17 protein-coding genes are annotated in these 24,077 nt (G+C 66.8%); 2 read left to right on the top strand and 15 right to left on the bottom strand.

Annotated features, from left to right (window positions below):
* Positions 1-70: 70 nt before the first annotated feature.
* The 10 genes from JOE31_RS01655 to JOE31_RS01610 form a co-directional block, all read right to left on the bottom strand.
* Positions 71-1,489, bottom strand: a complete 1,419-nt coding sequence (locus tag JOE31_RS01655; protein ID WP_209741842.1) for an amino acid permease — start codon at positions 1,487-1,489, stop codon at positions 71-73.
* Positions 1,490-1,717: 228 nt separating this feature from the next.
* Positions 1,718-2,476, bottom strand: a complete 759-nt coding sequence (locus JOE31_RS01650) for a response regulator transcription factor (protein ID WP_209741841.1) — start codon at positions 2,474-2,476, stop codon at positions 1,718-1,720.
* The gene (locus tag JOE31_RS01645; protein WP_209741840.1) at positions 2,473-3,807 is read right to left on the bottom strand and encodes a sensor histidine kinase; all 1,335 of its coding nucleotides are present in this window, start codon (positions 3,805-3,807) and stop codon (positions 2,473-2,475) included. Before JOE31_RS01645 ends, JOE31_RS01650 begins: the two co-directional genes overlap by 4 nt.
* A gap of 38 nt (positions 3,808-3,845) precedes the next feature.
* Entirely contained in the window at positions 3,846-4,772 is a 927-nt protein-coding gene (locus JOE31_RS01640) for an ABC transporter permease (RefSeq protein WP_209741839.1), read from the bottom strand.
* A gap of 3 nt (positions 4,773-4,775) precedes the next feature.
* The gene (locus JOE31_RS01635; protein ID WP_209741838.1) at positions 4,776-5,720 is read right to left on the bottom strand and encodes an ABC transporter ATP-binding protein; all 945 of its coding nucleotides are present in this window, start codon (positions 5,718-5,720) and stop codon (positions 4,776-4,778) included.
* Positions 5,721-5,880: 160 nt separating this feature from the next.
* Positions 5,881-7,380 carry a bifunctional phosphatase PAP2/diacylglycerol kinase family protein gene (locus JOE31_RS01630; RefSeq protein WP_209741837.1) on the bottom strand — a complete coding sequence of 500 codons (1,500 nt, stop codon included), beginning with the start codon at positions 7,378-7,380 and terminating at the stop codon, positions 5,881-5,883.
* Between the two features lie 65 nt (positions 7,381-7,445).
* Positions 7,446-8,648 (bottom strand): MFS transporter, encoded by a 1,203-nt coding sequence (locus tag JOE31_RS01625; protein ID WP_209741836.1) that lies wholly within the window; start codon positions 8,646-8,648, stop codon positions 7,446-7,448.
* On the bottom strand, positions 8,645-9,415 hold the full coding sequence (locus JOE31_RS01620) for a DeoR/GlpR family DNA-binding transcription regulator (RefSeq protein WP_209741835.1): 771 nt from the start codon (positions 9,413-9,415) through the stop codon (positions 8,645-8,647). Before JOE31_RS01620 ends, JOE31_RS01625 begins: the two co-directional genes overlap by 4 nt.
* Positions 9,416-9,580: 165 nt before the next feature.
* The gene (locus JOE31_RS01615) at positions 9,581-12,406 is read right to left on the bottom strand and encodes an FAD-binding and (Fe-S)-binding domain-containing protein (protein ID WP_209741834.1); all 2,826 of its coding nucleotides are present in this window, start codon (positions 12,404-12,406) and stop codon (positions 9,581-9,583) included.
* A complete protein-coding gene (locus JOE31_RS01610) occupies positions 12,406-14,163 on the bottom strand; it encodes an L-lactate permease (RefSeq protein ID WP_209741833.1) in 1,758 nt (585 codons plus the stop codon). The genes JOE31_RS01615 and JOE31_RS01610 overlap by 1 nt, the downstream gene beginning before the upstream one ends.
* 145 nt (positions 14,164-14,308) lie before the next feature.
* On the opposite strand from JOE31_RS01610, the gene JOE31_RS01605 reads away from it, so the two are divergent.
* Positions 14,309-15,001 carry a GntR family transcriptional regulator gene (locus JOE31_RS01605; RefSeq protein ID WP_209741832.1) on the top strand — a complete coding sequence of 231 codons (693 nt, stop codon included), beginning with the start codon at positions 14,309-14,311 and terminating at the stop codon, positions 14,999-15,001.
* 39 nt (positions 15,002-15,040) lie between these two features.
* On the opposite strand, the gene JOE31_RS01600 is transcribed toward JOE31_RS01605, so the two are convergent.
* The 5 genes from JOE31_RS01600 to JOE31_RS01580 all read right to left on the bottom strand — a co-directional run bounded on the left by JOE31_RS01600 (position 15,041) and on the right by JOE31_RS01580 (position 22,774).
* A complete protein-coding gene (locus JOE31_RS01600) occupies positions 15,041-16,723 on the bottom strand; it encodes an ABC-F family ATP-binding cassette domain-containing protein (RefSeq protein WP_209741831.1) in 1,683 nt (560 codons plus the stop codon).
* A 31-nt stretch (positions 16,724-16,754) separates the two neighbouring features.
* Positions 16,755-18,560: an S-layer homology domain-containing protein gene (locus tag JOE31_RS01595; RefSeq protein WP_209741830.1), complete on the bottom strand. Its 1,806-nt coding sequence runs from the start codon at positions 18,558-18,560 to the stop codon at positions 16,755-16,757.
* Positions 18,561-18,710: 150 nt separating this feature from the next.
* A complete protein-coding gene (locus JOE31_RS01590; RefSeq protein ID WP_209741829.1) occupies positions 18,711-20,705 on the bottom strand; it encodes a penicillin-binding transpeptidase domain-containing protein in 1,995 nt (664 codons plus the stop codon).
* Between the two features lie 111 nt (positions 20,706-20,816).
* A complete protein-coding gene (locus JOE31_RS01585) occupies positions 20,817-21,473 on the bottom strand; it encodes a response regulator transcription factor (RefSeq protein WP_209741828.1) in 657 nt (218 codons plus the stop codon).
* Positions 21,470-22,774 carry a sensor histidine kinase gene (locus JOE31_RS01580; protein WP_209741827.1) on the bottom strand — a complete coding sequence of 435 codons (1,305 nt, stop codon included), beginning with the start codon at positions 22,772-22,774 and terminating at the stop codon, positions 21,470-21,472. The genes JOE31_RS01585 and JOE31_RS01580 overlap by 4 nt, the downstream gene beginning before the upstream one ends.
* A gap of 201 nt (positions 22,775-22,975) precedes the next feature.
* Here JOE31_RS01580 and JOE31_RS01575 point away from each other — a divergent pair, with 201 nt between their 5' ends.
* The gene (locus JOE31_RS01575) at positions 22,976-24,061 is read left to right on the top strand and encodes an FtsX-like permease family protein (RefSeq protein ID WP_209741826.1); all 1,086 of its coding nucleotides are present in this window, start codon (positions 22,976-22,978) and stop codon (positions 24,059-24,061) included.
* Positions 24,062-24,077 lie beyond the last annotated feature (16 nt).

Genomic DNA, 24,077 nt, shown 5'->3' with positions numbered 1-24,077 from the left:
GACTCCGTTTCCGGGCGGGCTGGGCCCGCTCCTGTTGCGCTAAGCCGCTTCCCGGGCTAGCGCCTTTGAATTACGACGCCGGGCCGGCACTCACGCCGGCTTCTTCCGGTGCGGTCTCTTCCGTAACAGTGCCAGTGGCGCCGAGGCCCTTGCGGTAACGCCAGACACCCACGCCCACCACCACAGCGGCCAGGCCCAGTGAGAGCAGCAGCGACTCCCGCGTGGATTCCAGGATCACCATGCCGATAAGCAGCGCGACGATGCTGGCGATGGCCACCCAGGTCAGGTACGGGAACAGCCACATCTTAAGGGCAAGGTCCTTGGCGGCGGCACCCATGCGCTGGCGGAGGACGAGCTGCGAGGAGGCGATTACCAGCCAGACGAACAGCGCAATCGCACCCGAGGTGTTTACGAGGAACAGGAACACGGTATCCGGGGCGATGTAGTTCAGTCCCACAGTGATGAACCCAACCACGGTTGAGGCCAGCACGGCGGACGCTGGAACGCCGCGGCCGGAGATCCTCGTCCAGGCGCGGGGTGCGTCCCCGCGGCGGGCGAGGGAGAACAGCATGCGGCTGGCGGTGTAGAGGCCGGAGTTCAGGCAGGACAGCACCGAAGTCAGCACCACAATGTCCATGATGGTTCCGGCGCCGGGGATGCCGAACAGTTCGATCACGGCAACGTACGGGCTCTTGGCAACGGAGGCGGAGTTCCACGGCAGCAGGGTGACCACGATGGCGATGGAGCCGATGTAGAACACCAGGATGCGCCAGACAGTGGACTTCACGGCCTTCTTGACGGCGTCCACCGGGTTCTCGGATTCACCGGCGGCAATGGTGGCGATTTCGGCGCCGAAGAAGGAGAACACAACCACCAGGATGCCGGCGAGGACCGCTCCGGGGCCGTTGGGCAGGAATCCGCCGTTGTTGACCAGGTTGTCCAGTCCGGGTGCCGGAACTCCGGGAATCAGGCCCAGGATGGCGGCCACGCCGAAGAGCAGGAACAACACAATGGCGGCCACTTTGATGGAGGCGAACCAGAACTCGAATTCTCCGTACGATTTCACCGAGCCCAGGTTGGTGAGCGTCAGCAGGACCATGAGGACCAGGGCCCACACCCACTGGTCGATGCCCGGAACCCAGCGGTGCATGATGGCCGCACCGGCGGTGGCCTCAATCCCGAGGACGATGATCCAGAACCACGCGTAGAGCCAGCCGATGCTGAATCCGGCCCACCGGCCCAGCGCCTTGTCCGCGTAGGTGGAGAATGATCCGGTTTCAGGATTGGCGGCAGCCATTTCACCGAGCATCCGCATCACCAGGATCACCACAATTCCTGCGGCCATGTAGGCGAGCAGGATGCCGGGACCGGCCTGCTGGATGGCAGCACCGGAACCCACAAAGAGTCCGGCGCCAATCACGCCGGCGATGGCGATCATCGAAAGGTGCCTTGGTTTCAGGGACTTGGAAAGCTGTTGGTCAGCGTGCATGGAAGCGCCGTCCTTCGTTGAGGGTGTGGGCCCCGGGCGACACGGATCACCGTGTTGCAGGCCACATTTCTTTTTCACCCTAGACCCGATGCCGCCGCCCGGATCATGTGCAGTCGAACATTTTGACGTTACCGTAAAGGGAGCTTCACACAATGCAGGGCACCAATACGCAACAGGAGTGACCTTTAGGGCAACTTTGAAATGTGCCCGAAATCTACCTCAGAGTAGCTAATAGTCCGGATTGCTGGGCACCACCAGTCCGGTTTCATAGGCGTAGACCACCGCCTGCACCCTGTCCCGGAGATGCAGTTTGGCGAGGATCCGGCGCACATGCGTCTTCACTGTAGCCTCGGAAAGGAAGAACCTGTGGGCGATCTCGGCGTTGGACAGTCCCTCTGCCATGGCCTCCAGCATCTCCGTTTCCCGGGGCGTCAGTGCCTCCAGCAGGGGGTCCCTCTGCTGCTCTTCGCCGTGCGGGTGCCGGCCCCGGCCGGCTGCCGGAGCGGGGGCGGGGGCGCCTGCTGGTTGTCCTGGGATTGCCGACGGGTTCCCCTCCCGGACATAGGCTTCCAGCAGCCGGCGCGTGACACGGGGCGCCACCACGGCGTCGCCGCTCGCCACCACACGCACGGCACTCACCAGTTCGGCCGGTGCCACATCCTTGAGCAGAAATGCCGAAGCGCCCGCCTGCAGGCCGGCAAAGGCGTATTCGTCGAGATCGAAGGTCGTGAGGATGATCACCTTCGCGTGGGAGCCGGACGAGGTCACCGCCCGGGTTGCCTCTATTCCGTCCAGGACCGGCATCCGGACATCCATCAACACCACGTCGGGGTCCACTTCCCTGACCTGCCGGATCGCTTCCGCGCCGTCGGATGCTTCGCCCACGATCCGAAGATCGTCCTCGCCCTCAAGGATCAGGCGGAAGCCCATCCTTAGCAGCGGCTGGTCGTCCACCAGCAGGACTTTGATCGGTGCATTGCCATTCATGTTTTTCCTTGGTCCCCATTCCAATTCAGAACTGCCCGGACGCGCCATCCGCCGCCGGCAGGGCGTCCGGCTTCCACCGTACCGCCGTAAATGCCGGCCCGCTCACGCATGCCGGTCAGGCCCTGGCCGGAACCCAGCGGTCCGGGGCCGCCCGCCGCTACCCCGGATCCGCCCGGGCCCGCCGCCCCGTGGCCCACGGTACCCCTGCCGTCGTCGAGCACTTCAATGGTGACCGTCCCGCCTGCCCGGACCATGCTCACCTCCACCCGGCTGAGCGCCCGGCCGTAGCGGAGGACGTTGGTGAGTGATTCCTGCACGATGCGGTAGACGGTCAGCTGGAAGGCCGCATCCTCGGGAAGGGCCGGCCCGGTGTGCGAATAGTGCAGCGGCAACCCCGCCGTGCGGAAACCCTCGAGGAGTTTGGCCAGGCTGTTGCCGGCGCTCAGGGGTTGCCTGGGCGCCTGGCCCGCCGGCGACTCGTCGCGCAGGACGCCCAGCACCCGGCGCATGTCTCCCAAGGCGGTGCGTCCGGTCCGGGAAATCTCCGTCAGGACCTCAGCCGCGCGCTCCGGGCTCTTCCTGACCACCACCGCGGCGCCGTCGGACAAGGTGAGCATCACCGTCAGGGAGTGGGCCACGACGTCGTGCATCTCCCGGGCGATCCGGTTGCGTTCGGTGACTGAACCCAGTGCCGCGGTCCGGGCCGCCCAGGCAGCGATTTCCTCTTCGTGTTCCCGCCTCTGCCGGATGGAAATGCCGATACCGGTGGCGATGATGTTGGACAGCGTGATGGTGATGCCGGCAACGATGCCAAAGACCAGCTGCGAATTCTCCGGCGCTGCGGGACCACCGTTGGGAAGGGCGCGTTCCAGCGGTCCCACGAGGGTCAGGAAATACATCAGGGATAGCGGGGCATTTGCCAGCGCCAGCGCCGTGATGGAGAACCGGCGGGACCGCTGGACGGCCAACGCATACAGCGCAAACCACAGCCCCGCGGAAACATTGGAGCCCCAGGGGTGCAGGACGGTGATGCCCACTTCCAGCACGGCTACGGCGGCAACAACGGCCACCGGATGGGACCGCCGGAAAAAGAGGGCCGCGGCGACTGCGGCGAGCAGCGCGGTGGCTGCCCAGCCGCCGTCGAGCCCGGCGTCCACGGCGGTGGGCGTGACCAGCAACAGGTAGCAGAGCACCACCACCGCATCCATGACCCTGGGCCGCCGGTACAGGTAACGGCGGAGCCGGCCGCGTCGGCGGTCGGCGAGTGCGGCAAAGGACGCATCAACCTGGATGGAGGTTGCTGCGTCCCTTGCCGGTGGTTCTTCGTTCATGTGATGAGCCTAGGCGGCCGTACGGCCGCCCTTTCCGCTCAAACGTCCCGCTTCTTGAGCAGGACCATGGCCAGCACTGCCGGGATGACCACCCACGCGCCCAGCACCAGGGCCGCCTGCCAGACCTCGAGGGTTCCGTCCACATGTTCCACGGCAGTCAGGGGCGTCACTGTGTTTCCGGGAAGGTACTTGCGGGCTTCCTCGAAGAAGTCGCCGGGAATGAGCTGGAAGGCGATGGGAGCCACGAAGAACAGGCCCACCAGGCTCATGATGCCGCCCGCGGAATTACGGATGATGCTGCCCAGCGACATGCCGATGGAGGCCACCGCGGCCACATAAAGGCTGTTGACGAGCAGGAGCTTGACCGACTGGGAGCTGGCAAGGTCCAGGCTCAGGCCGTAGTTGTCCAGGATCGGCACGGACACCAGGCCCGCCAGCAGCGTCGAAACCCCCGTCAGGACGAAGGACACCACTACCACCACAAGGAATTTCGCCACGAAGGCCGGCGTCCTCTTCGGTACGGCCGCGAACGTGGAACGCGCCATTCCGGTGGTGAACTCGGAGCTCATCAGCAGGACGCCGAGGGATCCGAGGATCAGCTGGGCAAAAGCGATGCCGGACGTCGGGGCACTCACGGCGATGTCGCCGCCCTGGGCCGCCATCTGGGCCGCGGCTTCCGGGTCCGACGCCATCTGCTCGCGGAACTGGCCGGTGGACCACGCCGCCAGGGCACCGAAGCCCACCATCACCAGCATGGTGGAACCAAGCAGGATCAGTGTGGACAACAGGGTGCGGAACTTGATGAATTCCGAGTTCAGCACCCGCAGGAAACTGGGGCCGGGCCCCGGGGATGCCGAATTGCCGGCCGGGCGTGCGGCCTGCCCGGCGGGACCGCCGGCCTGGGGTCCTGCGCCGCCCTCCGCCCTGCGGCCGGAGGGGTTGGGTTCCAAAGTCGTAGAGCTCATGGCTTACTTCCCTCCGGTCTGCACGGGAGCCGCGGCACCCGTAGTGATAAGCGAGTGGTATTCGACCTCATCCTTGGTCAGCTCCATGTAGGCCTCTTCAAGGCTTGCCTGGAGCGGGGTGAGTTCGTAAATCATGACGTGGTTGTCCAGGGCTGCACGGGCGATCTGGCGCGGATCCAGGCCCTTGACCTCCAGCAGTTCGTGGTCCTGGGCCTCCACCGAAACGCCGGTTCCGGCAAGGAGGTGCATCAGCTGGTCCGGCTCATCGGTGCGGACCCGGGTGCGGCTCGCGCCCTTCCCCGTGATGATGTCCTTGATGGGGGCGTCCGCGATGATTTTTCCGCGGCCGATCACGATCAGGTGGTCCGCCGTCACAGCCATTTCGCTCATGAGGTGGCTGGACAGGAAGACGGTCCGCCCTTCCGAGGCCAGGTATTTCACCAGGTTGCGGACCCACACCACGCCTTCGGGGTCCAGCCCGTTGACCGGCTCATCCAGGATGATGGTCTGCGGATCCCCCAGCAGTGCCGCGGCAATGCCCAGCCGCTGCCCCATGCCGAGCGAAAATCCCTTGACCTTCTTCTTGGCGACGTCGGCAAGGCCGGTCATTTCGATGACCTCGTTGACGCGCTTTTTGGGAATGCTGTGCGTCGCGGCCATGGCGAGGAGGTGGTTGTAGGCCGAACGGCCGGTGTGAACGGCCTTGGCGTCCAGCAGGGCGCCCACTTCACGGAGGGGAGCCGCGTGCTTGGTGAACGAGACCCCGTTGACGGTGACCGAGCCCGACGTCGGCGTATCCAGTCCCATGATCATTCTCATCGTTGTGGATTTGCCGGCTCCGTTGGGGCCCAGGAAGCCGGTCACCCGGCCTGCCTGGACCGTGAAATCCACTCCGCCCACGGCGGTTTTCTCGCCGTAGACCTTGGACAGGCCTCTTGCTTCAATCATGGAAGCGTTCCTTTGCGTAGCTGTGGATGCGGTGACGGCTCTGCTCGTCGCAGCTCCGTTCGTACCACCCACGCTACAGACGCGGTGTTCCCTTTTCGCCGGTCTCAGGGATGATTCAGGGTGGAATCAGGGTAGTCCCAAGGGATGACCAGCAGGCTGCCTACGCCGGGGCCGGGGAGTAGTAGGTCAGCGCTCCGGGGAGCACCGTAAACTCGACGCGGCGCACGCCCGGCATGGCTTCCCCGTCCACGGCCAGTGCCATGGGCGACCCCGCTGCTTCCACCGTCACTTTCGTGGATTCACTCAAGTGCGTGATCCTGGACGTGGCCACGGTGCCCGTCAGGACGGACCACAGGAGCCGGATCCGGGCGAAGGACTCATCGGCAGTGATCATCCGCAGGTCCAGGACACCGTCGTCCATCACCGGACGTACCAGCGGTGCATGGTCGCGGGGGTAGTAGCGGCCCCGGCCTACGTAAAGGATCCATAGCTTGTGGCGGACGCCGTTCACAATCATGGTGGTCGGCGTGCCGGCCGCGAACGTCCGGAACATTGCCACCACCCCGGCCAGCGGTTTGCCGAGGGCCGGCCGGAGCTGTTCCCGCCGGCGCACCAGATTGGGGTAGAGGCCGATGCTCGCCGTGTTGAGCATGGTCCGTTCCAGCTTTTCGGGGGTTCCGGCGAGCCCCCGTTCCACCCGGACGTGCCCCACATCCGCCCGGGCAGCCGAACCGGCGGAAGCAGCCTCCACGGCCTCCTCCAGGGTGGAGGTTCCGGCGTCGCGGGCAAAGTGGTTGAGCGTCCCGCCGGGAAGCACCAGCAAGGGCAAGGAAAGTTCGACGGCGACCGCAGCGGCGGTGCCCACCGTTCCGTCACCGCCCCACACGCCGAGGGCCTTCACTCCGGGCAGGGCAGCCACCGCCCTGATCTCAGCGGCGACGTCCCCGTCCTCGTCAATCTCACGTATATGCGCCAATGGGAATACATCTTGTAAAGCCTTTATGGTTTCCGGTGCATATGAACCGCCCAGCGTGTTAACCGCGATGTTGAGGCCTTCGCCGCCGGGCAGCGCGGCCGCGTTGGCGGGGGTCCGGGCGGTTTCCGGGAAGGGCGGCCGGACGGGCCACCACTTGCGGGTGATCATGGCTGCTCCGGCTCCCAGTGCCGACCCGAACAGTACATCCGAAGGCCAGTGGGCGCCGGTGTGGACCCGGGAGTACGCAACGCCGGCGGCCAAGGGTGCCAGTGCTGCGCCAATGGCCGGCTGCACCAGCCCCACGCCCACGGCAAAAGCCGCCGCGGACGCCGAATGGCCTGATGGCATCGACGAGCTTGTGGGCTGCGGGTTGACGAACCGGAACACGGGAAGATGCTCCGGCAGCGGCCGGGCCCGGGGAAGGAGCGTTTTGAACACCACGTTGGTGACAGCCGATGCGACACCCTGGGCAATCAGCCCATGCAAGGCCGCACGGCGGGGCTTGCCGGGTATGAGGGCCAGCCCTCCGGCCACCCCAAACCAGAGCTTTCCATGATTTGCGGCCGCCGAGAGCCGGCGGAACAGGACATCGTGGTTTCCGCCAGGCAGGTTGGACACGGCTTTGAGTAATGTCCGGTCCAGTCCGGCCACCAGGCCCGGGCCTTTCCTCAGCATCCTTCGCATTTCCCCACCCTACCGCTGACGCTGCGGTTGCCGCGGTTGGCTGCGGTTGGTGGGTGTGGCCTGTACTACTCGTTGCGGAGCGGCGCACCGGGGAGGGGCTTGGCCGCTCCGGCCAGGAGGAGCGCCACCAGGATGGGCACCATGATCGCGAGCAGGGCAAGGTGGATGCCGGTGAGGTCACCGAGGTAGCCGAGGAGCGGCGGTCCCGCCAGGAAGGAGATGTAGCCCAGCGTGGAAACCACCGACACCCGGGCGGCAGCCTTCTTCGGATCGTCGGCTGCGGCGGACATGCCCATCGGGAAGGCCAGTGCCGCGCCGATTCCCCACAGTGCGGCACCGGCCGTGGCCAGCCACACGTTGCCCGCCAGCACAAAGAGGCCAAGGCCCGCGGCGGCCGCGGCCATGCTGGCGCGCAGCACGGCAACACGGCCGTACTTGTCGATCACGAACCCGCCGCAGAACCGCATGGCCGTCATGGCCAGGACGAAGACCGCGAACATCAGTGCGCCGGTGGATTCGCTGGTTCCGAGGCCGTCCACGGAGGCTTTGGCGATCCAGTCGTTTCCGGCACCTTCGGTCAGGGTGGCACCGAGGACCACAACGCCGATCAGCAGCGTGCGGCTGTCCCGCCAGGCGGATGCATCCTTCGGTGCGGCTGCTTCGCCGCTGGCGGGGACCTCGGCAGCATTGTGCGGCAGGAAGTAGCGGGGCGCCACCATGGTCAGGACTGCCACGACGGCGGCAATGACCAGCAGGTGGGCAGGCAGTCCCACTCCAAGACCGGAGAGGCCCGCGCCGATCAGGGCGCCTACGAAGGCGCCACCGCTGAAAGCCGCGTGGAACTGCGGCATGATGGTCCGCTTAAGCCGGTGTTCGACGTCGGCCCCTTCGATGTTCTGCGAAACGTCCCACAAGCCGATGCCAATGCCAAAGAAGAACAACGCCACTGCGGTCCCGGGCACCGATTCGGCCGTCAGCGAGAGGGCGATGCCCACGCCGGCCACCGCAGCCAGGAGTCCGCTGGCGCGGACCGTGTTGGCGGTTCCGATCCGGCCCACCACCCATCCTGCGGTTGGAAGCGCGATCAGTGAACCCACGGCGGTGCAAAGGAGCAGCGTACCCATTTGTCCGGAGGTGACGTGCAGGATTTCGGTGACGGCGGGGATGCGGGCGGCCCAGCTGGCAAACACGAGTCCGTTGATCCCGAAGATCAGGAACGTGGCGGCTGCCGCGGCGTTCAGCTTCTGTGTGGAGACGGCGATGGTCATACATTCACTACTTTCACTGAGAGTTTTCCAAGTTGCGTGAGTTCCTGCGGGCTGAATGACCTGTCCGTGACAATGATGTCCACGGCGTCCAGGGCGGCGACGAGCGCCACGGCGGCGGCGTTCCATTTCGAGCCTGCGCAGGCGGCAATGACCCGGGCGGCGGATTCCAGGCCGGCGCGCTTGACGGCGGCGTCGTCGAGGTCGTGCGCCAGCAGCCCGTCTTTGAGGTTGACCGCGCAGGGGGTCACCACGGCCGTGTCGAAGCGGAGGGAGCGGATGTTGGCCTCGGCCAGCGGGCCCCGGAAGCACAGCTCTCCCGGAATCAGGCTTCCGCCCGGAACCAGCAGGGCGGGGTGATGCCCGGCCTGGCCTTCCGCCGTCAAAGCGTTGAGGGCGGGCAGCGACATGGGCATGAGCGTCAGTTCGCGATGCCGCAGCCGGCGGGCTATTCCGGTTGCGGTGGTTCCGCTGTCCAGCCAGACGTGTTCGCGGTCCTGCAGCAGGTCGGCAACGCCGGCGGCAATCCGGGCCTTGGCATCCTTCCCTTCCAGCTCCCGCTGCCCGTACCCGGGGTTCTCGCCGCGGAGCACCAGGCTCTTGGCTCCGCCGTGCACCCGGCGGAGGACGCCATGGACTGCCAGCGTATCCAGGTCGCGGCGGATCGTCGCCCCGGATGCTCCGCACTCCGCGATCAACTCGTCGACGGTCACCTCTTCGCGGTTCCGCAGCAACTCACCGATCAACCGGTGCCGCTCTTCAGTCCTCATGTTCAAATGCTAACTGAGAATGATCATTTAATCAGAAGTGATGAGCGTATTACTGCCGCCGGAGCCCCAACGCTCTCTCACTTCCTGCCACAAAAACGCCATCGCTCTCTCACCGGTGAGAGAGCGATGGCGGAAAACGTGCAGGAAGTGAGAGAGCGTCCGGCTTTAGCGGGTGACTTCCTCCAGCAACTCCAGCACGTGCCGGTACTGGGCGCCCGTGGCCCGCGTCATGCCCAGTTCGCAGGTCCGGTTGCATGAGGCGTGGGCGGCAGCGCCCATGTCGGCCACTTCCAAGGCCTGTTTCGCGGTGGCAGACGCCGTCAGTTCGGGGTGCAGCATGCCCCGGTCCCCGGCGAACGCGCAGCAGCCCCAGTTCTCCGGGACCTCGACCCGTTCGGCCACGGCTCCGGCAATGGCACCCAAGGCATCATTGAGGCCCATCCGGGTGGACGAACAGGTGGGGTGCAGGGCCAGCGACTCCAGCTTTCCGTGGCCGGGCAGCCGGGGCAGGATCCGTTCCGCGGCGAAGTCGACGGCGTCCACCATCCGCAGGGCCCGCTGCCCTGCTGCGGGTATGTCCGACTCGACCGCCTGGCGCAGGCCCTCGGTGCAGGAGGACGCATCGCAGACGATCGGAAGCTCGCCGTCCCGGGTTGCCTCCCGGAGGGCAGCCAAGGTCTTCTCGCGCATGGTCTTCCGGCCGGCATCCATGCCCTTGGAGGACCAGGGTGTGCCGCAGCACAGTCCGTCAATACCCTCCGGTACGAGGAGCGTGAGCCCGGCCCGGCCGCACAGCTGCTCGAAGCTGTACTGGACACCGCGTCCTTCGGCGTCGGGCCCCGCGCCGGCGGGTCCGAACATGGTCCCCACGCAGGCCGGGAAGTAGACAGCGTCAACCTCGCCCGCCGGCGTCGGACGTTTCCGCACGGAACCGCCGCCCGGCAGTTCGGCGGAATACAGCGGCACGGTGTCTTTGCCGAGCACCGCCCGGGCGGCCTTGTTGGGCGGGGTGATGGCGGCGGCCGGAAGCCTGTCCACCACAGTCAGCGCCAGGGCCGCGCCGCGGGTGACGCCTTCCCAGTGCTTGGCGGCGGCGTTCCAGGCCCCGTTGGCGAGCGGACCGGCGTCGTCCTTCCGCAGTTTCTTCACGAGCGACCCCGTGTTGATGTCCACCGGGCAGGCGGTCTGGCACATCCCGTCCACGGCGCAAGTGTCCACGGACTCGTACTCGTAGTCCTTCTCCAGTGCCCTGACCAGCGCCGTGTCCCCGGCCAGCCGCGCGGATTCGATGGCGCGCAGCGTGACAATCCGCTGCCGCGGCGTAAGGGTGATGTCCTTGCTGGGGCAGACCGGTTCGCAGTAGCCGCAGGAGACGCACCGGTCCACTTCCTCGGCCACGGGCGGCGCCGTCTTGATGTGCCGCAGGTGTGCCAGCGGGTCCTCGTCCATCAGCACGCCGGGGTTGAGCATCCCGGCGGGGTCGAAGAGCTGCTTGATGCTGCGCATGACGTCGTAGAGCTCATCGCCGTACTGCCGGCGGACGTACGGGGCCATGACGCGCCCGGTCCCGTGCTCGGCTTTCAGGGATCCGCCCTCGGCGAGGACCAGGTCCACCATGTCTTCGGTGAAAGCGCTGTAGCGGTCCAGTTCAGCCGTTGTGGCGAAGCCGTCAGTCAGCATGAAGTGCACGTTGCCGTCCTTGGCGTGGCCGAAGATCACGCTGTTGCTGTAGCTGTACTTGTCGAAGAGCCGGATCAGTTCCCGGCAGGTCCGGCCCAGCACCGGGACGGGAACCACAATGTCTTCCAGCAGCGCGGTAGTGCCCTGGGGACGGGCCCCGGCCACCGAGGCGTAGAGGCCCTTGCGCAGCTGCCAGAGCCGTCCGCGTTCCCGGCCGTCGCCGGTGAACCGGGCAGGCGCGGCCAGCCCGAGGCCCTGCAGCACACCCTCGCCGTTGCCCTGGAGTTCCGCCAGGTCCCCGGCGCTGCCGGCGGAATACTCAACGAGCAGGGCGGCATGCTCCCGGACCGCCAGGTCCTGCACGACGGCGGGAGTCCCCTTGAGCGTCTGGCCCACCTTGAGTGACAGCGCATCCATCAGTTCGATAGTTGCGGCTCCCGTTTCGACGAGGGCGGGCAGCGCCGCGTTGGCGGCCTCGAGGTCCGGGAACACCAGCAGGCCCGCGGCGGCGTGCTGGAGCCGCGGGATGGTGCGGAAAACCGCCTCTGCCACGAAACCCAGGGTGCCTTCACTGCCGACGATCAGGTGGGCCATGATGTCCACCGGGGTCTGGAAGTCCAGCAGTGAGTTCAGCCCGTAGCCCATGGTGTTTTTCATGGCGAACTGCTGCCGGATCCTCTGCACGGAGTCCGCGTTGGTCCGGACCCGCCCGGCCAGCCTGGCCAGTCCCTCATAGAGGTCCGGTTCCAGGGCGCGGAGTTTCCGGTCCGCGTCCGGCGCTCCGGTGTCGATCACGGTGCCGGAGGGCAGGACCACGGTCAACGACTCCAGGGTGCGGTACGTGTTGTCCACGGTGCCGCAGTTCATGCCCGAGGAATTGTTGGCCACCACGCCGCCGATGGTGCACGCCGCCTCGCTGGCCGGATCCGGGCCGAACTTCCGTCCGTAGCGCGCCAGCCTCGCGTTGAGCGCCCGGACAGTGACGCCGGGCTGGACGCGGACCCGCGCGCCGTCGTCGAGCACTTCAATGTCCTTGAAGTTGCGGCGGACATCCACCAGCACGCCGTCGGTGACCGCCTGGCCGCTCAGGCTGGTGCCGCCGGAGCGGAGGGTCAGCGGCACGCCTTGGGCGGCGCTGGCGCGCAGCAGTCCGCCCACATCGGCAGCACTGCCCGCCGTGACCACGGCCTTCGGGATCAGCAGGAAATGCGAGGCGTCATGCGCGTTCGCGTGCAGGTCGATAGCCCGGGTCTTCACCTGGGCCGGATCCTTCACCGCCGCGCGGAGGCCGGCCATGTCCAGGGGAGCCATCAGGGGACCATCCAGCCCAGTACGGGGGTGGACTGCAGGAAGATCAGCACGGTGATGAGCGCCAGCAGCCCAATGCTCCAGCCGAGGAGCTTCCGGAAAAGGGTCCCCTCGGCGCCGTCCAGGCCCACCGCCGCCGAGGCCACGGCAAGGTTCTGCAGCGACAGCATCTTGCCCATCACGCCGGCGGAGGAGTTCGAGGCGGCCATCAGCACCGGAGACAGGCCGGTCTGCGCCGCTGCGGTGGCCTGCATCTGGCCGAACAGGGAGTTGGAGGACGTGTCGGAGCCGGTGAGGGCTACGCCGATCCATCCGATCAGCGGTGAGAGGATGGCGAAGAAGCCGCCTGCGGAGGCCAGCGCGAAGCCGAGGGTGGTGGTCTGGCCGGACAGGTTCATCACGAAGGACAGCCCCAGGACGGCGGTGACGGTGACGATCGTCCACCGCAGCTGCACGAGGGTGTCCCGGTAAATGCGCAGGCCCTGTGATGCAGTGACCTTGTACAGCATCATGGTGAGCAGTCCGGAGAACATCAGAAGCGTGCCGGTGGCCTTGAGGTGGTCGAGCTTGAATTTGGTGGCCGCAACCGGCTTGCCGGCCGAATCGGTGATGTCCAGGCCGGGCCACGCGAACGTCACGCTGCCCACCTGGCCGAGCCAGGTCTTGACGAACGGGATCTGGGCCACCGAGAACACCGCGATGATGATCAGGTACGGGGCGATCGCCATCCAGATCTGCCGGGGTTCGGGCCGGGAGTTGTCGGTCGGCACGGTGGTGCCTGAAGCTGCAGCCGTTGCCGGGTGTCCGGCGCCGGAACCGGCCGCCGGCCCGACGGCCGGACCGCTACGACGGGAACCGGCAACGGAACCGACGGCGGCGGTGGCGCGGGCAGCTTCCTGAGCGGTTTCCGGAGCGGTTTCCACGGCACCGCCCATTCCGACGGTTTCCTTCGGCTGCCAGACCTTCAGCATCAGCAGCACGGCGGCCACCGTCACCACTGCGGCAACAACATCGGTGAGTTCCACGGCGAAGAAGTTGGAGGTAACGAACTGGGCCGCGCCGAAAGCGACGCCGGCCACCAGGGCTACGGGCCAGGTCTGCTTCACCCCGCGCCGACCGTCGACGATGAACACCAGCAGCAGCGGCACGATGAGCGCAATGAACGGGGTCTGGCGACCGGCCATCGAGGAGAGGTCGTGCAGCGGCAGGCCGGTGACGCCGTTCAGGGCGATGATCGGGGCAGCCATGGCGCCAAACGCGACAGGAGCCGTGTTGGCCAGCAGCGACACCACGGCCGACTTCAACGGCTTCATGCCGGCGGCCATCAGCATGGCCGCGGAGATTGCCACGGGTGCGCCGAAGCCCGCCAGGGATTCCAGCAGGGCCCCGAAGCAGAACGCGATCAGGATGGAGAGGATCCGCAGGTCGTTTGAGATGGAGCGGATGGTCCGTCCCAGCACTTCGAACCAGGGGGTGGCCACCGTGAGCCGGTAGATCCACAGCGCGTTGACCAGGATCCACAGGATCGGGAACAGGCCGTAGAAGATGCCGGCTGCGGTGGCACTCAGGGCCTGGTTGACGGGCATCTGCCAGCCGACGATGGCCAGGACGAGGGAAAGCGCCAGGCTGGCCAGGGCCGCCTTCGGTGCCTTGACCTTGAAGACGCCCAGGAGGACGAAGAGCAGGACGAGGGGAAGCGCCGCGCAGAGGGCTGAAATCACTAGGGACCCGGCAATGGGGTCGAGGATCTGCTGAAACATGTGTCTCCAGATTGTGTTAGGCGTCACAACACCGTGGCGCCCTACGATTGTCTAACAAGTACACATGATGGTCAAGAGAGACTTGTTGACTTGTCTGGCAAGATTGATGGTGAATCAAGAAACTCTTGGCGGGAATGGAGCACCGGTGGCCGGCCGAATTGCAGCAGTCTCGATCGTTGATGCGATCGCCGCGGACTTGCGGAGCCGGATTTTTTCCGGTGATCTCGGTTCCGGCCAGACCCTCACGGAGACAGAAGTCGCCTCGTCCTATGAGGTGGCACGCCCAACGGCGAAGGCCTCGATCGAGAAGCTCGTCGCAGAGGGACTATTGGACCGCGGGACGCACAAGACCGCCCGGGTGGTGGACCTCGGACCGGACTCGGTGCGGGATATCTACCTGGCGCGCGCCTATTTGGAAAGCGAAGTGCTCCGCAGGCTCGCCCGCACCAGGGACGTGCCGGAAGGGGCCCTGCAGGCCAACCGCGACATCGCTGCGGTGCAGACGGGCGCTCCGCTCGACGTCGTCGAACCGGACATGCGGTTCCACACCAGCCTGATTGACGCCGTCGGCAATGAGCGGATCAGCAGGATGTACCGCTCGCTCGTGGGTGAGGTGCGGCTGTGCATGGTCCGCATCCAGTCCCTGCATCTCCTGGACACCGCGCTGATCCAGGCCGAACACCAGAAGATCCTCGAACTCATCGAGGCGGGCCAGGGGGACGCCGCCGCCGAGCTGCTCGACGAGCACCTTGGGCGGGCACGGGAACGGCTGGTGGCCGCCATGGGAGGAACTGCCGGGCCGGAAGCCGGAGTACGCTCCGAACTACTGCCGGAGTAAACGGCACACCCGCCAGGCCCGCACGCAGCGACGCCTTGGTTAGCGGGCGCGCGCCACGCGCTTCTCGTCCCAGACCGGCTCCGCGGATTCGTACACTTTGCCGTCGGAACCGAACACCAGGAAGCGGTCGAAGGTCCGGGCGAACCAGCGGTCGTGCGTGACGGCCAGGACGGTTCCCTCGAAGTGGTCAATGGCGCGTTCCAGGGCCTCGGCCGAGTGCAGGTCCAGGTTGTCGGTGGGCTCGTCGAGGAGCAGCAGGGTGGCGCCGGACAGCTGCAGCAGCAGGATCTGGAACCGCGCCTGCTGGCCGCCGGACAGGGACTCGTACTTCTGCTCCGACTGGGAGGCCAGGCCGTACCCGTCCAGGGCGCCGGCTGCTGCCTCGCGGCCCAGCCCGGAGCGGTGCTCGTCGCCGCGGTGCAGGATCTCCAGGAGCGTCTTGCCCAGCAGATCGGGGCGGACGTGGGTCTGGGCAAAGAAGCCGGGACGGATGCGGGCGCCGAGTTTCACGGTGCCTTCGTGCGGCACTTCGGCGATGTCGACGTCGGACACCGGCAGGTGCTCCCGCTCGGGATCGGTTCCCCCGGTGGCGAGCAGGCGGAGGAAGTGGCTCTTGCCGGAACCGTTGGAACCAAGCACGCCCACGCGGTCCCCGAACCAGACCTCGGTGGAGAACGGCTTCATCAGCCCCGTGAGCTCCAGCTTCTCCGCGACGATCGCACGCTTGGCCGTGCGGCCGCCCTTGAGCCGCATCTGCACGTTCTGCTCGATCGGGAGCGCCTCGGGCGGGCCGGCTTCGAGGAACTTTGCCAGCCGGGTCTGCGCGGCGTGGTACCGGTTGGCCATGTCTGAGCGGAACGCCGCTTTGTTCTTGTACATGTTGACGAGTTCCTTGAGCTTCACGTGCTCCTCGTCCCAGCGTTTGCGCAGCTCTTCGAAGCGGGCATTGCGGTCCGCGCGCGCCTCCACGTAGGAGCCGAAGCCGCCGCCGTGGATCCAGGCTCCGGCCCCGTTGATGCCCGGCTCGAGGGTCACGATGCGGCCGGCGGCGTTGTTCAGCAACTCCCGGTCGTGGCTGATGAAGAACACGGTCTTCTTGGACTCGTTGAGCTTGGCCTCGAGCCAGCGCTTGCCCGGGACATCGAGGTAGTTATCCGGCTCATCGAGGAGCAGCAGCTCGTCGGGGCCGGCGAAGAGTGCCTCCAGCACCAGCCGCTTTTGCTCGCCGCCGGAAAGGCTCGACGCCGGGCGATGCTGCGCGCGGTCGAACGGCAGTCCCAGCGCGGCCATGCAGACCTCGTCCCAGACGGTCTCGACGTCGTAGCCGCCGGCGTCCCCCCAGTCCACGATTGCCTGGGCGTACTGCATCTGGGTGGGCTCGTCGTCGTGCTCCATCATGGCCATCTCGGCGTCGTCCACGGCGCGGGCAGCGGCCGCCAGGGCGGGCGGCGCCGCGGAGACGAGGAGGTCGCGGACCGTGGATTCATCCCGGACCTGGCCCACAAACTGGCGCATGATGCCCATGTTCCCGGACCGGCCGATCACTCCTTCATCCGGCACAAGGTCGCCGGAAATGATGCGGAAAAGCGTGGTTTTGCCCGTTCCGTTGGGTCCGATCAGCGCCGTCTTGGTGCCGTCCGGGACCTTGAAGGTCACCCCGTTCAGCAGCTGCGTGCCGTCGGAGAGGAAGTAATCAATATTGGAAACGTCAATATGAGCCACGCTTTCAATCTTCCCACGCCGCGTGGAACCGCTATACGGGGCGGCAGCCTCCGTTCGCATCCTGGAAGGTGTCCAGGCGGTGGATGAAGGCGGCCATGGCCTCGCGGGAGATCGGCTCCAGCGGCCGGTATGTTCCGTCGCTCCAGCCCCTGGAGATTCCTGCCTGGCTTGTCCAGGCGATTTCACCATAGAAGGCTGCCAACACGGGTACGTCCTTGAACGGCGAAGCGAGGGGCTCGGTGTAACCCAGTGTGGCCGGCAGCCTGCAGTATTCACCGCTGTACCTGAAGATGAAGGCGGCCATGGCCTCACGGCTCATCGAGGCTCCCGGACGGAACGTGCCGTCCTCCCAGCCGTTGGCCAGCCCTTCCGCCTCGAGCCAGGCGATCTGCTTGTAGAACAGGCTGCCGGTGGGCACATCGGCGAACGGCGACTTCGCCGGCGGAGTGTAGGCAGGGCTGCCAGCAAGCCGGTACATGAAGGCCGCCATGGCCTCGCGGCTGATCGCCTGGTAGGGCCGGTACGTGCCGTCGCCCCAGCCGGTGCTCAGCCCGCTGTCGTACATCCAGATGATGTCCGGGCGGAAGCCTGATCCGCTGATGTCCGTGAAGGGATCCGGGGCCATGATGGTGACACCCGCCGCGTCCCCGGACACGTAATCAATCCGGACCCTGGTGCCGGTGTGGGTCACGAACGTGCTGCCTGCCTGCCAGGCATGGTTCGTCGCGTAATAGCCGTCGAAGGGGATGGTAGACGGCATCAGCAGCAATGAGGAGACGGCTGTGGCTCCGCCGCGCTGGACGATCTTGACGCCCTTGTTGCCGTTCACGGCCAGCCGGGCGTCGTAGCCCACGGGCAGCCGAAGCTCAACGAAATAAACTTCCCCGCTTTTGGGGTCGGTGAATTTCAGGGCCCGATTGGCTTCGGTGCCGGCCCAGGCCTTGAGGGTGTAGCTCTTGCTGCCGGCGGCAATGCCCGTGTTGCGGATTTCGTCGCCTCGGCCGAACCCGCCGGCTTCCCAGTGGCTGGAGCTGATGGTGGGCAGCTCAAACCACCGTGAGGCCCCCATGAGGTCCATCGTGTCGCCGTACTCGCGCACACTGCAGGAGCTGTCCGTGTAGTTGCCGTTGAGGTCCGATCCGACGTCCGACGTGCCGCTCAGGCACTGCAGGCTGTCGGCGTGCATGAGGCCCAGGACGTGTCCAAACTCGTGGGCCACAACGTTGTTGGTGAAGTTGCTCGGCAAGGGCATCAGGATCCGCCCGCCCTGGTTCCCGGCGCTCCAGCCTGCTCCCAGTGCACCCCACGACAGTTCAGTCACGGGCACGAACACAACGAGCGCTTTGTATGACGCATTGACCCAGCCCAGCTCGCGGGTCACGGTGTCCATGATCTCGTAGTACGTCTGGGTGGACTTTGCCGCGGAGGGAACGCCGGTCCGGGTGGAAGCAACGGACATGGAAAGCCGGTTGTTCGACATGGTCTTCCAGAAGTTGCTGGATGCAGTGATCCCGGCTTTTGCGGCATTCAAGTCGATGGCTGCCGTCTGTTCCGCCGTTTTGTCGGCGAGCTTGACGGTCACCAGCGTCACCTGGATGTCACCGGCCCGGGTCAGGCTGCTGGCAGCACCCTGCGGAGTTTCCGCCTCCCGGATGGCCCTGAGGGCCTCGGGTTCGAAGGTGTGATCGGAATGCGGCGTTCCCTCGGCAGTGGACGATACCGGGGGTACGGCAGGGTCCGACGGGGCGGCCTGCGCCGGCAGGGTCACCAGGTTGATCGAGGCCATCGAAAGGAGCAGGGCCGATAGGACGGCGGCCGTCCGGTGAATGAGCTGCATCGGGCGTCAGTGCTTCTTTCCGTGTTCAAAAATCAAGTGCGATAGGCCGCCGCGGGGCGAGCCCTCCCAGAATAGGGTCCGTTTGCTTGCTTTCCGGGCGCACTCGCCAAAAACTGACGGAATCCTGCGCTGAACCTGCGCTAGTGCCGGTTAACCGGCGGCGACCAGGAAGTCTTTGAGCAGCGGACCGGATGTTGTGGCTCCCAGGCCACCCTCTTCGACGAAGACGGCTACGGCGAGGTCGCCGTGCACGGCCACAATCCAGGCGTGCGTCTTGGGCGGGTTTTCATTGCCGAATTCGGCGGTGCCGGTCTTGGCCCCCACCGGTTCCCCCGGCACTGAGGCCAGGAAGCCGGCGTGTCCGGAGGTGACCACAGCGCGCATCATGTCGGCCAAGGCCGCAGCTTCTGCCGCAGTGACCGGTTTCTCCGCAGCTTTCGCGGGAGCAGGCGCGGTGGAGGACAACGACGGCGATGTTCCGGCCGCCGTCGGGTTTCCGGACGCCTCAGGGGTTGCGCTGCCGGCCCCTGCTTCCGGGTTCAGCACGAGGGAAGGGGACACGGGGGAGCCCTTGGCGACGGACCCGGCCATCACGGCGGCAGCCAACGGCGAGAGCAGCACCTTGCCCTGCCCGATCATGGAAGCGGCATGCTCGGTTCCCTCAGCTTCACCAGGGACCGAGCCAAGGAAGGCATCCGCCCCCAGCCCGGGCGCCTCGACGGCAACACCGAGGGAGGTGGCCGCGGATTCGAGCTGGGCTTGGCTGACGGAATCGCGGGCCGCGATGAAGGCGGTGTTGCAGGAGTGCGCAAATGCATCCCGCAGCGTGACGGATCCCAAGGAGTCCTCCGGATAGCCCTCGGCGTTCTTGAACGTCCGGCCGTCCACCGTGAGCGTGGGTGTGCATTCAACCTTGGAGTCCGGCGTCATGCCGTTGCGGATCATGGCCAGCGAATCCACCATTTTGAACGTTGAGCCCGGAGCGTACTGTCCCAGCATGGCGGTGTTGTAGCCGTTGCTGCCCGGTCCCGACGCCGCGGCCAGGACGGCGCCGCTGGAGGGGCGCAGGGCCACGATGGCGGACGCCGGGCCAACATCTGCCAGGACGTCTTCGGCGAGCTGCTGCAGGCGCGGATCCAGCGTGGTTTTCACCGGCGTTCCCGGTTTCATCTCAACCTGGAACAGGATCCGGCGGCCTTGGTTGGGCAAGGCCTGCTTTTCCTCGGCGGTGAGCCCTGCCTTTTCGGCGAAGACCTGGATACCGTCGGTGCCGCGGAGTTGGGCGTCATATTGCTGCTGAAGCCCGCCGGTGCCGGTGGTGTCCCCGGCTTTGAGGGCACCGCCGGATTTTTCGATTTGTTCGGCATTCGCCTCGGCAGCGGTGCCCAGGAGGGCGCGGGCAAACGTGCGGGTTGGCGCCAGCGGCAGGAGGCCGGCGATGGACCTGGCGCCGGGGATCCGGGCGATCTGCTCGTCCGTGATGGTCCGGCCGTCCTGCCGGAGGGTGATGGCTGTGACGAACGCCTCCGGGCCTGCCGCCTGGACCTGCTGCGTGTAGGCGGCTGGATCCACACCCACCAGTTGGGCGAGCTTGGTGGCGGATGCGGCGGGGTCGGCGGGACCCAGTTTGGGCTTGTCGATGCCGACGTTCACCACCGGCCGGTAGGTGACGAGTTTTGCGTCGCCGGCGCCCAGGATATCTGCCCGCTGCGGAGACTCTGTGGCGGCACCGACAACTTCGCCGTCCGCCAGTTCAGGGACCAGCAGGGCCGGCTTCCACACGGTCAGCCATTTGTCACCGGACTTCCTCAGCTCGGCGGAGGCCGTGTACTTCCATTCTCCGGAGCCGATCTTCCAGCTGTAATTCAGCGGGACCGTGGCGGTGTCCTTCTCCAGCGTCAATTCTCCGGCTTCAACGGCCGGTTTGGCGGGATCGAGCGCCTGGAAAACTTCTTTCAGCTGTTCGTTGGCTGCTGCGGCGTCGGCACCTTCAAAGGCGACGGAACCGACGTCCAGCGCCGCCACCGCGGAAGCGAGCTGCTTCGCGGCGTCCTGCGCACCGGCACGGCCGTCGTCGCAGGCCACCAGCGATCCGCCCATGATAAGTCCGACGAGAGCAAGCGAAAGTTTCTGAAAGTTCCCCATCGCGCCATTATGCCCGCAAGCCCGGACAAAGTTCTTGTCACATGGAGCGGGCTGAGAGACCCCCGGCAGGCGGCAAGCAGGCGGCCAGCCGGCGCGGGACGGGACGCCGGCTCACACGGGCCGGATGATCCGGCGCTGTGTCGCCACGGAAATCGCCGCGGTGCGGTTGTCCACGCCGAGTTTCCCGTAGATGTGCACCAGGTGGGTTTTTACGGTGGCCTCGGAAATGAAGAGTTGCCGGGCGATGGCGCGGTTCGGCAGTCCGGTGGCCAGGAGCTGCAGCAATTGGATTTCCCGTGCGGACAGTGCCGGTTCGGGATTGCGGATCCTGCCCATCAGCCGGGCGGCCACCTCGGGAGCCAGCGCGGTCCCGCCCGCCGCGGCGGAGAGGACTGCCTGGCGGATGTGCTCGGGCGGCGCATCCTTGAGCATGTAGCCGCTGGCGCCGGCTTCGACGGCGGCCAGGATGTCGGCGTCGGAATCGTAGGTGGTGAGGATCAGCACCGGCGGGGCGGGAATGCCCGCTTCGCCGGCCTTGATATTCTGTGTGGCCGTGACGCCGTCCATGCCTGCTCCCATTTGCAGGTCCATCAGGACCACGTCCACGGGCTCGCCGAGCGTGCGAAGCCTGGCGAGCTGGGCAAGCGCAGCGGCACCGTCGCCGGCTTCGGCCGCCACGGTGATGCCCTCGAAGTCGCTCAGCATGGCGCGGAGACCGGCGCGGACCACGGGATGGTCGTCCACCAGGAGGATGCGGATTCCGCTCATGCCGGCTCCCCGTTTGCCGGCTTCCCCGCGGCCGCCGCACTGTCCACCAGCGGGAGCCGGATGGCCACCACTGTTCCCTCACCCGGCGCGGATTCGATGTCCAACGTTCCCGCCAGGGCAGTCACGCGTTCCCGGAGGGACCGGAGGCCGTACCCGGAACCGTCCGTCCGCTGCGGGCTGTCCCCGGGTCCCTCCGGCTCCGGCCGGAAGCCCACGCCGTCGTCGTAAATGTCCATGGCCACTTCGGTTCCCATGAAAGACAGGGTCACGACGGCGGTGCTTGCCTTCGCGTGAACCCACACGTTGGCGAGGCTCGCCTGGGCAGCACGCAGGAGCGTGGTGGAGTACGGATTGGACAGCTCAACGGGGGTGCCTTCGAGGTCGAAACGGCACCTAAAGCCGGCCCCGCGTGCCGCCGCTTCGGCCTCGGTCTTTTCACAGAGCCGGCGGAGGCTGCCCGCCAGGGACATCTGCTCTAGTGCCGGGGACTGCAGGCCGCGGACAAAGTTGCGCGCCTCTGCGAGGTTGGCGGACGCAGTCTCCTGCACCGTCCGGAGCCGTTCGCGCGCCGTTGCCGTGTCGCCGTCGTCGAGTGCCTTCTCAGCCGAGCGGCCCATCAGCACGATGCTGGAGAAGCCCTGGGCCAGGGTGTCGTGAATTTCGCGGGCCAGCCGTGCCCGCTCGGTCAGCGTGCCGGCGTCGTGCTGGCTGCGGGCCAGTTCCCCGCGTGTCCGGCGCAATTCCTCGGCCGCCAGCCGCTGGTTCTCCGCCTCAAGGTAGAGCGCCCGGTATGCGAGGCCGGTGATCACGGCGAAGGCTGCACCGAAGACCGGCCCCAGCACCATCGGCAGCTCCAGCGCCGGCCCGGCAGTGCCCCGGTTGTGGAACCAGAGCGCCACCACAACCAGTACGGTGGACGCCGCGATGACCGGCAGGGCCACGCGCCTCGGCAGCACGTGCAGCTGCAGGAAGAAAAGCGGAAAGGCCAGCCAGACGAAGTCCGCGCTGGACCAGATCAGCACCAGCCACAGGACCGAGACCGCGCCAAGCCACCACACCGCATAAGGGCGCGGATCGAAGCGGTTCGTCTCCGTGGAGTGGCGCTTCTCCAACACGGTGCCGATGACGTAGACGGTGGCGAGCAGCAGGGCGAGGGTCAGGCTGAGCCAGCCGGTCAGCCCCGGGCCGGACATCAGGACGCGCACCATGGCCACCAGGAGCAGGACGGCGAAACCCACGTGAAGGCTGACCCTCAGCAGCCGCAGGATGATCGCGGACCCGCTGGATTCACCCGGTGTCAAGACTTGCCTCGCATCAATCCAGCGTATCCTCCAGGGCCCGGGTTTCCCGGCGAAACCGGGCCCCTCGGCCCGAGATCAACCTTTTGGTTGACCCGCGGCTCCACCAGGTGCCTTCGGCTGACCAACCGGCCTGCCGATGTGCAGTGCCGCACGCGGCGGAAGAGTGGAACCAGCACGCCACACCGCCACGAAAGGAAACCCGTGTTTCTCGCCATTCGCGATCTTCGCTTTGCCAAAGGACGCTTTGCCCTGATGGCAGCCGTTATCGCCCTGATCACCTTGTTGCTCGTGATGCTCTCGGGCCTGACCGCCGGTTTGGGAAACCAGTCCACGTCGGCAATCGCCGCGCTGCGGGCCGACCAGATCGTGTTCGGAGCCCCCGCCGGTACTCCGGCCAAGGCATCGTTCACCGAGTCGGAAGTCAGCCGGGACCAGCTGGCCGCCTGGTCCGGACGGGACGGTGTTTCGGGGGTGGCTGCGCTCGGCATCAGCCAGGCCCGCGCCCAGGCCGTTGGCCCCGCCGGAGCCCCGGGCGGCACCGCGAACGTGGCCGTCTTTGGAACCGGCAACGGACTGTCCGGGGACCCGGAGGACGGAACTGTTGTAGTGGGCGAGACCCTCGCTGCGGACCTGCACCTCAGCCGCGGCAGCCTACTGGCAGTAGGCGGGCTGGAACTTGCCGTTGCGGACATCGTCCCGGACGAGTGGTATTCACATACCGGCGTCATCCGGACGTCGCTGAATGACTGGCGGCAAGTGGCCCGCGCAGGCAAGGGGTCCCTCGGCACGGTTCTGGCCGTGACGTTCGACGCCGGCGCCCGGGTGGACGTGGACGCCGCCAATGCGGCGGCCGGGACAGTCAGCGCCACCCGTGAAGGTTCGTTCCAGGCGCTGGGTTCGTTCAAAAGCGAAAACGGTTCGCTGGTGCTGATGCAAGCGTTCCTGTACGGCATCTCGGCCCTGGTGATCGTGGCGTTCCTGACGGTATGGACTGTTCAGCGGACCCGGGACATCGCCGTCGTCAAGGCAATGGGCGGGTCACCGGGATATGTGCTCCGCGATGCGATGGCCCAGGCCGGCATGGTGCTGGCAGCCGGGACGGTCACCGGCGGCGGAGCAGGACTGCTCGGCGGGATTTTTGCGGCACAGGCTGCCCCGTTCCTGGTCACTCCGGCCACCACGCTTGTGCCCATCGCCGGAATCCTTTTCCTGGGCCTCGGCGGATCCGTGGTGGCGGTCCGCGGCGTTACCCGGGTTGACCCGCTCCTCGCCCTCGGCGGCAACTGATTTCTCCTGCCACAGA

The organism is Arthrobacter sp. PvP023 (genome assembly GCF_017832975.1).
Taxonomy (GTDB): domain Bacteria; phylum Actinomycetota; class Actinomycetes; order Actinomycetales; family Micrococcaceae; genus Arthrobacter.
Note: the sequence above shows the minus strand (reverse complement) of the source record. Positions and strands in the feature narration are given on the sequence as shown.

Excerpts from the sequence above, each read along its gene's own strand:
- JOE31_RS01650 (WP_209741841.1), bottom strand. The coding sequence starts at position 2,476 with ATGAATGGCAATGCACCGATCAAAGTCCTGCTGGTGGACGACCAGCCG.
- JOE31_RS01635 (WP_209741838.1), bottom strand. The coding sequence starts at position 5,720 with ATGATTGAAGCAAGAGGCCTGTCCAAGGTCTACGGCGAGAAAACCGCC.
- JOE31_RS01615 (WP_209741834.1), bottom strand. The coding sequence starts at position 12,406 with ATGGCTCCCCTGGACATGGCCGGCCTCCGCGCGGCGGTGAAGGATCCG.
- JOE31_RS01595 (WP_209741830.1), bottom strand. The coding sequence starts at position 18,560 with ATGCAGCTCATTCACCGGACGGCCGCCGTCCTATCGGCCCTGCTCCTT.
- JOE31_RS01655 (WP_209741842.1), bottom strand. The coding sequence starts at position 1,489 with ATGCACGCTGACCAACAGCTTTCCAAGTCCCTGAAACCAAGGCACCTT.
- JOE31_RS01620 (WP_209741835.1), bottom strand. The coding sequence starts at position 9,415 with ATGAGGACTGAAGAGCGGCACCGGTTGATCGGTGAGTTGCTGCGGAAC.
- JOE31_RS01585 (WP_209741828.1), bottom strand. The coding sequence starts at position 21,473 with ATGAGCGGAATCCGCATCCTCCTGGTGGACGACCATCCCGTGGTCCGC.
- JOE31_RS01645 (WP_209741840.1), bottom strand. The coding sequence starts at position 3,807 with ATGAACGAAGAACCACCGGCAAGGGACGCAGCAACCTCCATCCAGGTT.
- JOE31_RS01590 (WP_209741829.1), bottom strand. The coding sequence starts at position 20,705 with ATGGGGAACTTTCAGAAACTTTCGCTTGCTCTCGTCGGACTTATCATG.
- JOE31_RS01610 (WP_209741833.1), bottom strand. The coding sequence starts at position 14,163 with ATGTTTCAGCAGATCCTCGACCCCATTGCCGGGTCCCTAGTGATTTCA.
- JOE31_RS01640 (WP_209741839.1), bottom strand. The coding sequence starts at position 4,772 with ATGAGCTCTACGACTTTGGAACCCAACCCCTCCGGCCGCAGGGCGGAG.
- JOE31_RS01630 (WP_209741837.1), bottom strand. The coding sequence starts at position 7,380 with ATGCGAAGGATGCTGAGGAAAGGCCCGGGCCTGGTGGCCGGACTGGAC.
- JOE31_RS01625 (WP_209741836.1), bottom strand. The coding sequence starts at position 8,648 with ATGACCATCGCCGTCTCCACACAGAAGCTGAACGCCGCGGCAGCCGCC.